Origin of the sequence: Colwellia sp. BRX10-9 (genome assembly GCF_014077405.1) — a bacterium.
GTDB lineage: Bacteria > Pseudomonadota > Gammaproteobacteria > Enterobacterales > Alteromonadaceae > Colwellia_A.
In genome coordinates this window covers 1-12,556 of sequence record NZ_JACGVV010000012.1, presented here as the reverse complement: position 1 = coordinate 12,556, position 12,556 = coordinate 1, and the positions used below count along the sequence as shown (strand labels likewise).

The window sequence follows — 12,556 nt, the reverse complement described above, 5'->3', positions numbered from 1 at the left end:
TATTTATTTCACTATATTAAAGCTCACTGTATTAGCGCTTACTGTATTAGAGCTTAATAACGGCCATCTTATCCTGAGACATATCATGCATAGTGTAAGCGATGCCTCCGGTATTATATCCTGAACTTTTGCGCCCAGCGAAAGGCATCCAATCAACCCTAAAGGCAGTATGGTCGTTGACCATTACAGCTGTAGCGTCTAATTCCTGTATCGCCTTCATCGCAACATCAAGATTTTTGGTAAACACCGATGCCTGAAAAGCATAGTCTAGTGAATTAGCCTGAGCAATAGCCTGGTCAATGTCATCATAGCCATAAACACAAATGACTGGACCAAAAACTTCCATGTTAGAAACTTTTGCATCAACTGGCGGTTCAAGCAGTACTGTTGGCGCATAAGTAGTATCACCCAAGCGTTTACCGCCGGTAACAAGTGTTGCGCCACCAGTCACGGCTTCATTAACCCACTCTTCAACACGATCGACTTCTTTGGGACGAATTAATGGCCCACATTCGGTTGTTTCATCAATAGCGTTACCGACAACGAGCTTTTCAGCGCCATCAGCTAGCATTTTTGCAATGGCTTGAGCTTTATTTCGAGGCGCAAAAATACGTTGTACAGAAACACATACTTGCCCCGAATGATAAAAACCACCTTTGAGCAAACTCGGGATCATTGCTGCAATATCGGCACTTTCTTCGATAATAACCGGGGCAACGCCACCATGCTCTAATGCACAGCGTGTTCCTGGCGCTAATTTAGAACGTAACATCCAACCAATTTTGGCTGATCCAATAAAACTAAAAAAGGCGACGCGAGGGTCAGTGATCATTCTTTCAGACGTTGATGTCTCGCACGTAATAAAGCGACACCACTGAGGTGGTAATCCCGCTTCGTGCATAATATCAACGAACACCTGACAAGATAATGGTGTATCTCGAGCCGGTTTAACTAACACCGGACAACCTGCAGCTATCGCAGGAGCTACTTGATGAACAATTAAATTTAGTGGGTGATTAAAGGCTGAAACAGCAACCACAACTCCAATAGGCTCTTTACTGGTAAAAGCAATTCGCCCTGCTCCGGCTTCAGTTAAATCCATCGGTATTTGCTTACCCGTTAATGCCGATATTTCTTTTGCGCAAAGCTCTACACCATCGATAGCTCGGGTAACTTCTACACGAGCATCGACCAGCGGCTTTCCGCCTTCACTTGCGATGAGTAACGCTAATTCATCAGCTCGTTGTGAGATTAACACCGCCGCTTTTTTAAGAATACTTATCCGCTTAAAGGCAGGTAGCCATTGCTTACGATCTTTGAAGAGTTGCTGGGCAGTCTCTAAATATTCATCAATTTTATCCCACGTTACCGTTGGAACTGAACCTACATAAGTTTGGTCATAAGGGTTAACCACATCGAGTGTTTCAGCGGTACTATTTTTGTCTAAGTCGGCCATAATCTGCTCTTTATTAAGTTAAAAAATGCTTGCTGACAAGCGATATTAAGACAAAAGGTTTATATTAAACAAACCTTTGCTGCCAATTCATCAATCAATACCCTTTGATTCTCAGAGTAATCAACGGGTAGTTCAACAAGATGAACACCTCCCGCTGAGAATGCTTTTTCATAGGTAGCAATAATATCTTCAGCAGAGGTAACTCTGTGCCCTGTTGCGCCGTAACTTTCTGCGTATTTAACAAAATCAGGGTTATTAAATTCCAAGCCCCAATCTGCAAAGCCAGAGCTGGCTTGCTTCCAACGGATCATTCCATAAGAGTTATCATTTAACACGGTGATCACTAGGTTCAAGCCTAAACGAATTGCTGTTTCTAATTCTTGTGAATTCATCATAAAACCGCCATCCCCGCATATTGCCATCACACGTCGGTCAGGGTTTAACATTGCTGCCATCATACCTGATGGCAAACCAGCGCCCATTGTAGCGAGGGCATTATCGAGTAATACCGTATTAGGTTGATATGCTTTATAATTACGGGCAAACCAAAGTTTGTACATACCGTTATCTAAGGCGATGATATCTTTTTCACCCATGACTTTTCGAATGTCTGCAACAAAGCGCTGAGGAATAATAGGAAAGCGATTATCGTCAGCTCCTTCTTCAAGATGCTCATCTATGGCGAGTTTTACCTTATCAAAATAACTTCTATCAAACTTTACTTCTCCTGCTAACTTATCTTTTAAAGCAGTCACAGACGCCGCGAGATCACCAATAATTTCTGATTGAGGAAAATATACTTGATCAACTTTCGCAGATTTATAGTTAACATGAATAACTTTTTTACCCCCTTGCTCCATAAAAAACGGCGGTTTTTCAATAACATCATGTCCAATATTAATAATTAAATCTGCACGTTCAATCGCACAATGTAAATAATCACCAGATGATAACGCTGCAGTGCCTAAAAAGAGACTTGAGCGTTCATCAACAACTCCTTTTCCCATTTGAGTGTCAAAAAAGGGAATACGTGTTGTGTGAACAAGATCACACATTGCCTCTCGAACATTTTGACGATTCGCGCCCGCTCCAATAAGTATTAACGGCATTTTAGCGGCCTTTATTAACGTAACCGCTTCCTCGAGTGCCACCTCATTAGGACCTGCATAATGACGTTTATGGGGTGTCATAATCCCTGCCGTACAATCTTCAGCAGCAATATCTTCAGGCAACTCTAATAATACAGCACCCGGGCGCTCTTCTTCACTGAGACGGAAAGCTTCACGCACTAATGACGGAATCGTATTGCCATGGACAATTTGTTTAGACATTTTGCAAATGGGGTCAAACAAGCCAACTACATCAATAATTTGGAACTGGCCCTGCTTAGATTTTTTAATTGGTTTTTGTCCGGTGATCATAATTAAGGGCATACCACCTAAGTGAGCATAGGCCGCAGGTGTAGCTAAATTTGTTGCTCCTGGGCCTAGTGTTGCCAAACAAACGCCCGCTTTATTAGTCAAGCGTCCATAAGTTGCCGCCATAAATCCTGCGCCTTGTTCATGGCGAGTTAACACTAATTTTATCGACGACTTGCGAAGGGACTCGAGCATATCGAGGTTTTCTTCGCCGGGAACAGCAAAGATATGATCGACTCCTTCGGCTTCTAATGCTTGCACAAATAAATCGGATGCTTTTATTTTGTCATTTTCGTTCATAGTTTTCCCTCATTAGTTTGTACACAATGCTTTATAAAACTTTACCCAACTACCCTACCATCAATGAGACTTAAAAGTACGGGCGCTATTTTAAAACGCCATAACCTCGATGAATATTAGGGTGATTGCTAAACTATTTTTATCGCCACTATTTTATCGATGACGATCGCCATAAATAAAACAGCGTTGGTAAAACCAGTAATGTTAAAATAACCGCGCTCAACATACCGCCAACCATAGGTGCGGCAATACGACTCATCACTTCAGAGCCCGTACCTGTGCCATATAAAATAGGGAGTAAACCAACAATAATAGCAGCAGCAGTCATCATAACAGGACGAACACGCATCCCAGCGCCATGTAAAACAGCCTGTAGTACATCTTCTTTTTTAGTGATGATACCTTCTAAGCGATGTTCACTTAGCATCGATTGGTAAGCCTGATTGAGGTACACCAACATAATAACCCCAATCTCTACAGCAACACCCGCTAACGCAATAAAACCAACGCCAACAGCAACTGAGAAGTTAAAGCCTTCTAAGTACATTAACCAAATGCTTCCTACCATCGCAAAGGGTAAAGTTCCCATAATCATCGCCACTTCAATAACGTTCCTAAAATTCAGATAGAGTAAAATAATAATAATAAATAAAGTTAATGGCACCACATAAGTCAGCTTAGCTTTAGCACGTTGCATATATTCATATTGTCCAGCCCAAGTAATAGAGTAGCCAGCAGGCAAGATTAATTTATCAGCAATCACCTGTTGCGCCGCTTCAACGTAGGTTCCGACATCAACGCCATCAATATCAACAAAAGCCCAGCCATTGAGTCGGGCATTTTCAGATTTAATGCCCGGAGGTCCATTTTCTACGATGATATTGGCAACATCACCTAACGAAATACGTTGTCCGTTTGGCGTCACTATGGGCAGTGAAGATAATTGTTCAGGCGAATCACGATAATCTTGTGGATAGCGTAAATTAACGGGATATCGCTCTAAACCTTCTACCGTTTTAGTAACATTCATTCCACCAATAGCCGTTGCTACCACTTGTTGAATTTCTGCGATATTTAGGCCATAACGAGCAGCTTTTGCGCGCTGGATATCTATTTTAATATAACGGCCACCGGCAACTCGCTCTGAATAAACGGACGCTGTGCCGGGAACTTCGGCTAAAATGACTTCTATTTGCTGACCTATTTCTTGAATAACGTCCAGTTGTGGCCCCGCTATTTTTATGCCTACCGGTGTCTTAATACCGGTTGCCAACATATCAATACGCGTTTTAATAGGCATAACCCAAGCGTTGGTTACTCCGGGTAGTTTGACTAACGCATCAAGTTCTTTCTTTAAGCTCTCTGTGGTTACGCCCTCTCGCCATTGGTCATGAGGTTTTAACTGAATAAAAGTCTCTATCATAGTCAGTGGCGCAGGATCTGTTGCGGTTTCAGCTCGACCAACTTTACCAAACACGGTTTGTACTTCGGGGACGGTTTTAATCAACTTGTCGGTTTGTTGAAGAAGTTGACGAGCTTGACCAATAGAAATCCCTGGATAGGTTGTCGGCATATACATCAAGTCACCTTCATCAAGTGGTGGAATAAATTCGCTACCAATTTTATCCAATGGATATATGCCAATAGCCAACACAGCTAATGCCGCAACTAAAGTGATTTTTGGAAAATGTAAAACCTTCTTCAAGGCTGGCATATAAATAAAGGTCAGAAATCTATTAACCGGATTTTTATGCTCTGCTAACACTTTACCGCGAATAAAATAGCCCATAAGTACCGGAACTAAGGTAATAGCTAACGCCGCAGAAGCCGCCATAGCATAGGTTTTAGTAAAAGCGAGTGGAGCAAACATTCGTCCTTCTTGTGCTTCTAAAGTAAATACCGGCACAAAACTGACAGTAATAATTAATAAGCTAAAAAATAATGCCGGCCCAACTTCACTGGCTGATTCTGTGACGATTTGCCAGCGATTTTCTTTTGTTAAGGGTGTTTTTTCCATATGCTTATGCATATTCTCTATCATGACAATGGCGCCATCAATCATCGCACCAATAGCAATAGCAATACCGCCCAACGACATAATATTCGCGTTAAGCCCTTGCAAGTGCATAATGATAAAAGCGGTTAATATACCTACCGGTAAACTAATAATTGCCACTAAAGAAGAGCGAACATGAAACAAGAAGATAATACACACTAATGCGACTACCCCAAATTCTTCGAGCAACTTGTAGGCTAGGTTATCTACTGCGCGTTCAATTAAGGCAGAGCGGTCATATACAGGTACTATCTCAACGCCTTCGGGCAAACCTTTTTTGAGTTTTTCCAGTTTATCTTTAACACGATTAATGACTTGCTGTGCGTTTTCGCCAAAACGCATCACCACAATACCACCAACAACTTCACCTTCGCCGTTCAACTCAGCAACACCACGACGCATTTGCGGACCTGTGCCTATATCGGCAACATCTTTTAATAACAGCGGTGTTCCCTTCTCGTTAACCCCTAGCGGAATGTTTTCTAAATCACTGACACTTTTAATATAACCTGTTGTCCTGATCATATACTCGGCTTCTGCCATCTCAACAACTGATGCACCTATTTCCTGATTACCTTGTTTAATGGCCTGTTGTATATGAGAGAGAGGTATACCAAAAGCACGCAGTTTTTCTGGGTTAATTTGTACTTGATATTGTTTAACCATGCCACCAATAGCAGAAACTTCCGAAACGCCAGGCACGGTTTGTAACTCAAATTTTAAGAACCAATCTTGTAAACTCCGTAATTGGCTTAAATCATGTTGACCAGTTTTATCGGTTAGGGCATACAAATATACCCAGCCCACGCCTGTAGCATCGGGACCCAATTGAGGGCGAGCATCACTGGGTAAGTTTGGGGCAACTTGACTTAAATACTCAAGAACTCTTGAACGTGCCCAGTAAAGATCGGTATCTTCATCAAAAATAACGTAAACATAAGAGTCACCAAAAAATGAATAGCCTCTTACCGTAACTGCGCCGGGCACGGACAACATAGCTGTAGTAATGGGATAAGTAACTTGGTCTTCAACAACTTGTGGCGCTTGACCCGGGTAACTTGTTTTTATGATGACTTGCACATCAGATAAATCTGGTAGTGCATCAATAGGCGTTTTGCTGACAGAATATAAACCAGCAGCCACCAGTAATAATGTTGCAAGTAAGACAAAAAAACGATTACCAACAGACCATCGAATAATAGCAGTGATCATCATTATTTCCTTTCGTCGTTAGTCATGTTATTTATATCGACACCAGGTGCCGACATTGCCATAGCACTAACAATAATAAAATTACCCGCGCGAACTTCAAAGGTAAACATCACATAGGCATTGATTGAAAATAAGGTTATATCAACTTCTTCATCGACAATAAAATCGACTCTATCGGCTTCTCGATCCCATTTTACAATGGCTTCTCGGTCGATAGTCACCATTCGATGATTTACCATGGTCGAAATAACGGTACCATTGACTGTTGCAGAGGAAACACTCTCTTTGATAACGTTATCATTGCTATCACTCATCGTCATCGCTATTGAGTCATTTGAGTCATTTGAGTCAGACGTTGTTTGTTCCAGCTGATAATGCATACGTTTAAAGTCAGAAGATTTACTCGATTCAGAATCCAATAAGAATTGTGCCGAGCTCACGACTTTATCGCCATCAGTAAGGCCGGTTAGTATTTCAACACTGTCACTGCCATAACGCCCAACAGAAACCTCAACTGACTTAAAACTGCCTTCTCCTAATGCCAAAACAACTCTGTCTTGATTACCCGTGCGAATTAACGCTTCTTTAGGAATAATGAGTGTTCGTTTATCACTTGTTGTATCTATGGCAATTTCTGCAAACATATTAGGCTTAAAGTCACCCGCTTCATTATTAAAACGTAAACGTACTTTCACAGTACGTGTTTTAGCATCAAGTATTGGGTAAATATAGTCCACTTGTCCCTGCCATTTTTGACCCGGTAAATAATCAAGTGTCATGGTAACGGGTAACGCGGTTTTAACTAAACTTGCTTGCCTTTCAAACACCTCAGCCTCAACCCAGATTTCTGATAAATTAGCTACCGACATTAATGTTGTACCTGGCTTTACAAAAAAACCTTCACGGATATTTAGACTTTCAACAACACCAGTTTGTGGTGAATAAAAAGTTATTTTTTGCTGTACTTTTCGCGTTTTCTTTAGTTCTTTAATCGCTAGTTTAGGTAACTGTAGTGCTGATAATCTATTTTCTGCCGCATTAATTAATCGATTATTTTTTCTCTCTAATGCCAGCAGTAGCTCTTCTTGGGCATTAACTAACTCAGGAGAATAAATATCATATAATGGCTGATTTTTTTTAACTGGATCTCCAACCGCTTTCACATAGAGCTTCTCAATCCACCCTTGTACACGAGGGTGAATATGAACAAGCTTATCTTCGTTATACGTAACATAACCAACGGTATTAATTTGGCTATTGAGCTTTTTATATTGAACATTTACCGTGCGTACGCCTAAATTATTAACAACATCAGGTGAAATACGAATGGTGCCGGGACCTTCATCGGGTCCTTTGCCACCGTCATCGTAAACGGGTACTAAATCCATGCCCATCGGTGATTTACCCGGTTTATCTTTGATATAATTGGCATCCATTGGTGCGACCCAATAAAGTGGCACTTTCTCTTTAGACGTAACATCCGATACTGAGTTACTGCCCGAAGTGATAAGTTTAGTGAGAGCAACAGTCAGCATCCCACCAATAATAATGCCAAGAACTAATGGTTTAGCGGATTTTGTTGAGGTAGATGTGCTCATTGTTTTTCTCCCGAAATAATCGTATTTCGTCTACTTTTGTCTAAAGCCAGTTTGCTATTTTTGTTTTGTATAGCGACCGAATTGGCACCGCCAATAAAAAGATAATTAAGCTCAAGCCTTATCTTCTGCTCTTCTACATTAAGTGTTAGCTCGTCGATTTCAGCGTTTAGCACGGCAATACGTGAGCGAACAACTTCTGAAAAGTCGCCATCATCATTGGTATAAGCAGTCAAAGAGGCTTCTGCTTGGTCATGTATTTGTGGTAATAATTTATTTTTATATAAATTTTGTCTGTCGTTTAAGCGCAATAGTCTTCCTTTGGCGCTCGAGTAAGCACCTAGCAGTTGTCTTAGTAATAGTAACTTTTCGGTTTTCACCGCTTCTGCTTGAGATATCGCCGATTGAACTTCTTTGTCTTGTCGGTTTTCAGTAAAAAGGGGGATGTCAAAAGTTACGCCTATAGAGAATAAATCGGCGCGACTTCCTCCCATAGCATCATCGCCACGATAGCCATAACTTGCATTTACACCCCATTCAGTTTTATATTTTTGCTGCGCCAAATTTATCCCTGTTTTGGTCGCAGTCACCTTCTTATCGACAGCAATAACCGCCGGGTGATTTGAAAAATATGGCAGCAACTCTCCTGGTGTAAGCCAATTTTCTTTCAAAACTAAGTGACTATTCATTAACTCTATTTGCGGTAATTGATGACTGACTACAATATCATGTGAAGAAAAGTCAGTTAGTAATGACGTTTCATCTATTGTACTACCCGTCTTATAAAATGTGTTTAGCCAGGGTAAAAGCATGCCTTCATAGTGATTTTTCTGCTGTGCTAATTTATCTAACCTGTCTTCTAAATAGGTTAATTCTAATTGCGCACGAACAATATCTTGTTGACGAGTTTTACCTAAAGCCGATGAATAGCTTGCAGTTGCTACATCAGCTAACTGTTCAAATAACGATCTGTTTTTTTCAATTAAGACAATACTTTGCTGAACTCGATAGGTGTCCAACCATAAACTTCCTACGGTAACCGCAACCTTTGATTCTCTGTCTTTACGTTGATAGGGAAACGCTTCACTTTCAATTTTTAGTTGTTGGCTTTTAATCGCTAAACTGTCGCCACGTGGAAACATTTGTGAAATAGCTACTTTAATTTGCGTCATACCTTCCTGGCCAAAGTCAAAACCGTTAGTCGGTAAATTTGCCAAGCCAATTGACATTTTAGGATCGGGTAAGGTACTAGCAGCTGAGCTCATCGATTCAAGAGCGTTTTGTTGATGAACATTCCCCGTTAACCAAGGATCATTTTTTTGAGCGACCTTAACTGCCTTTATAAAAGACAATGGTGGCGGGCTCTTAACCATTTTAACATCAGAGGCGCTGGCAGAAATGACAATCAAAGCAAGCAGCCCTGCACTGTATTTTAAGTAAAACTTACTATTGATGTTGTGATTATTCATCAGCATATTCCTTAATGGAACACCGTTTGTCAGAACCCATGTTAACGGTCGCGTCACAGTAGCAAGTGCAGGCACTTTATTATCTGAGCCAACAGCAAAGTCTGCCATTAATTTTGGTGTGAATTTTTTTGAAAACATAACCCCTCCAAGAGGGATATCAATTAATATTTTTGATTAATTAGGTTTTTTATCAGTGATAAGTTGTTATAACAACGCAATATCAAAAGAGCCTAATACAAGAGTAATGATATAAATGGTCCAAAATTTGGAGGCATTTATCCTGTATTTAGCTTAATATTGGTGGGCGGTACAAAGATGCTGGTTGTTGGCTTAAAGCCAAACTAGAAGAAGAAAAAATCTTAGCTGAAAAATTAGCGACAGGTCCGTTACCTGCAACACCTTTGATAAATGCGATAACCATAGAGCAACCGCCAGCAGAGCATTTACATGAAGACGTACAACAATCTTCTTTTGTATTTTCTGACTGCTCAGTTGAGTCACTAGCCATAATGTGGTCGCTGTGATCCATCATAGACATATCTTGTGGCTGCGCATTCATTACCTTCATACCTATCATTTGATAAGCCATACTAGTAGACGCCATTGCCTGACCAACAAAGGCCAAACATACGAACAATACTATTAATGTTTTAGGGAAAAGAAATCTCAAAGTAGCCAACAAAATATTATGATAATAATAAATGATTACATAACTGTTTTTTTTATTCAATAAAAAATATTAATCACTACTTTTCATCGGTGTTAATTACGGTGATTATTTTAAGTAACTTTTAAGAATAGAAATAACATCTTCTACTTCTGCTAATCGTTGCTCTTTTGTCATATCCTCCGCACCTAAATGCTCTCGTAAATGAGCTTCTAGCACTTCTTTCATCAAACCATTAACCGCACCTTTTATTGCAGCAACCTGTTGCAAAACAGCCATGCAATCGGGCTCTCCTTCTAAAGCAGTCTCTAGAGCAATTGATTGGCCTTTTATTCGTCTAACACGACTAAGCAGCTTTTTATTTCCGGCGGCAGTATGTGACATAAATTTCCTTTACTTGAATTGTAGTATACTAGGGTATAGTATATTTCAAAAAATATATTGATGCTATGACTAACTGCATTAAGCAACCGATGGAGATATTTAATGAAAAAAGATAGTGGTATTCAGTGGGAACACTCGCACGATTTTGGTATTGACAGTAAGCTTCATGAAAATAAAGTAAAAATTGTTTTCTGGCTAACAACCATCATTATGGTACTTGAGATTGCTGCTGGTACATGGTCTGGTTCTATGGCTCTGCTTGCTGATGGTTGGCATATGGGCACTCATTCTGCCGCTTTTCTTATTGCTATTTTTGCTTACTCTTATGCTAAAAAGCATGCCAGTAATAAAGACTTTAGTTTTGGAACAGGCAAAGTAAACTCTTTAGGTGGTTTTGCCAGTGCAATTGCATTAGCGATTGTCGCATTGATGATGATAATTGAATCTGCTCAGCGATTGTCAGCCCCGCTATCAATTCATTTTAACGAAGCAATCGTTGTTGCGATTATAGGGTTAGTGGTGAATGTTGCCTCTGTTTTCATCTTACATGATGATCACCATGACCACAACCACGATCACCAGCACGACCATACGATGAAAGCCGCCTACTTTCATGTACTGGCGGACACCCTCACCTCTTTATTAGCGATTGTTGCCTTATTGGTGGGTAAATATATTGGTTTATTATGGATGGATCCACTCATGGGGATTGTCGGTGCCATCGTTATCTTGCGTTGGTCTTATGGATTAATTAAAGAATCAAGTGAAGTACTGCTTGATAAATCGATAAAGAAATCAACCATGGATGAAATATCAGCGGTATTAAGTGAAAAAAATAGCGTGATCAACGATATTCATGTTTGGAAAATAGCAAGCGCACACCAAGCAGCAATTCTTAAAGTAACCTCTGCCGAGCCTTTAGATTCAAACGAATATGAACGTATTTTAAAAGGATTTTTACCACAGTTATCACACATATCTATTGAAATACGCCATGATCAAAGTGAATGCATGACCTAACTTGAAGCGATAAACATCGGTAATTTTATGACTTGATGATGTAATAGCGGTTAAAGTTGAAATTTACTTTTACGATGTTTTTCATCCTTAAAATTAAAATGCAGCCACATTAGCAGCCCCAAAAGGGTTGCTAATGTGAGATAAGCTTTATAACCATTCCCATAGCATTGACAGCATATGGTTAATATCTAGCTATTAATTGATTATTAAATTTTAGCGCTAACCGCTAATGTTAATTCATTCAACAGTGCTTGCTCGTTAACAACATGAATTAAAGGAACTAGGGTATTGAATGACGTTGGTAAACATTTTACCGTGCAAGTTTGCAGCTCGGCATTGTACAAAATATAATCCCAGTAGAACTGATGAGTCACTGCAATATGCTCGATGCCATCATCATTTTCTGTGTTAGACAACCGCTCTTCTTTTGTTTGGCTCGCTTTACTCAGTAATGCTTTTATTGAAGGTCGTTTTTCAACTTGCTCTTCATTTAAAAGCAGCGTTAGCAAACTAACATTACGTTTAGTGTTTAAGACATTAAACCTTTCGGTTTTTTTAAACCAAACGAGTGCTTTTTCAAGATCTTGCTCCATGTGTAAACCATACATCATATTATAAGCAAGTTGATACATTGCACCAGGCTCACCATCTCTGGCTGCTCGGATCAGTAACTTATTGGCTAAAGGTATATTTATTTCACGCCCATGACCTCTATAATTCATGATTGCCATCGCTAAGTTTGCCAAAGACGAACCTTCTCTAGCATATGTCTTAAAAAAGTTATATTCCATTTTGCAATCGCGCTCACAATAACTATAGTTTATTGCTGATTCCGCATTGGCATTAAATAAAAAAAAACCAATTAAAAATCCCGCTAATAGTTTGATACTTTTCATATTATTCCTTCATATAAAGTAAAAAAAGTTTTATATAACCAGACTTAACTCATGGTTAAAATCTGAATAAATTTAATATAACA

Annotated in this window: 9 protein-coding genes; 1 reads left to right on the top strand and 8 read right to left on the bottom strand. The window is 39.8% G+C overall.

Annotated elements, in window-relative coordinates:
• Window positions 1–46 precede the first annotated feature (46 nt).
• The 7 genes from H4J69_RS08995 to H4J69_RS08965 all read right to left on the bottom strand — a co-directional run bounded on the left by H4J69_RS08995 (window position 47) and on the right by H4J69_RS08965 (window position 10,557).
• Entirely contained in the window at window positions 47–1,456 is a 1,410-nt protein-coding gene (locus H4J69_RS08995) for an aldehyde dehydrogenase family protein (protein WP_182251939.1), read from the bottom strand.
• A gap of 59 nt (window positions 1,457–1,515) precedes the next feature.
• Window positions 1,516–3,156: an acetolactate synthase large subunit gene (locus H4J69_RS08990; RefSeq protein WP_404842491.1), complete on the bottom strand. Its 1,641-nt coding sequence runs from the start codon at window positions 3,154–3,156 to the stop codon at window positions 1,516–1,518.
• A 166-nt stretch (window positions 3,157–3,322) separates the two neighbouring features.
• Window positions 3,323–6,442 (bottom strand): efflux RND transporter permease subunit, encoded by a 3,120-nt coding sequence (locus tag H4J69_RS08985; protein WP_182230789.1) that lies wholly within the window; start codon window positions 6,440–6,442, stop codon window positions 3,323–3,325.
• Between the two features lie 2 nt (window positions 6,443–6,444).
• A complete protein-coding gene (locus H4J69_RS08980) occupies window positions 6,445–8,040 on the bottom strand; it encodes an efflux RND transporter periplasmic adaptor subunit (RefSeq protein WP_182251938.1) in 1,596 nt (531 codons plus the stop codon).
• Window positions 8,037–9,506, bottom strand: coding sequence for a TolC family protein (locus H4J69_RS08975; RefSeq protein WP_182251962.1), 1,470 nt, complete (start codon window positions 9,504–9,506; stop codon window positions 8,037–8,039). The genes H4J69_RS08980 and H4J69_RS08975 overlap by 4 nt, the downstream gene beginning before the upstream one ends.
• A 286-nt stretch (window positions 9,507–9,792) precedes the next feature.
• Complete coding sequence (locus H4J69_RS08970; RefSeq protein ID WP_259366448.1) at window positions 9,793–10,143, bottom strand: hypothetical protein; 351 nt, start codon at window positions 10,141–10,143, stop codon at window positions 9,793–9,795.
• A gap of 138 nt (window positions 10,144–10,281) precedes the next feature.
• Window positions 10,282–10,557 (bottom strand): metal/formaldehyde-sensitive transcriptional repressor, encoded by a 276-nt coding sequence (locus tag H4J69_RS08965; protein ID WP_182242684.1) that lies wholly within the window; start codon window positions 10,555–10,557, stop codon window positions 10,282–10,284.
• 102 nt (window positions 10,558–10,659) lie between these two features.
• On the opposite strand from H4J69_RS08965, the gene dmeF reads away from it, so the two are divergent.
• The gene (dmeF, locus tag H4J69_RS08960) at window positions 10,660–11,577 is read left to right on the top strand and encodes a CDF family Co(II)/Ni(II) efflux transporter DmeF (RefSeq protein WP_182251937.1); all 918 of its coding nucleotides are present in this window, start codon (window positions 10,660–10,662) and stop codon (window positions 11,575–11,577) included.
• Between the two features lie 206 nt (window positions 11,578–11,783).
• Here the strand turns inward: dmeF and H4J69_RS08955 are convergent, their stop codons facing one another.
• Window positions 11,784–12,473: a tetratricopeptide repeat protein gene (locus tag H4J69_RS08955; RefSeq protein WP_182251936.1), complete on the bottom strand. Its 690-nt coding sequence runs from the start codon at window positions 12,471–12,473 to the stop codon at window positions 11,784–11,786.
• Window positions 12,474–12,556 lie beyond the last annotated feature (83 nt).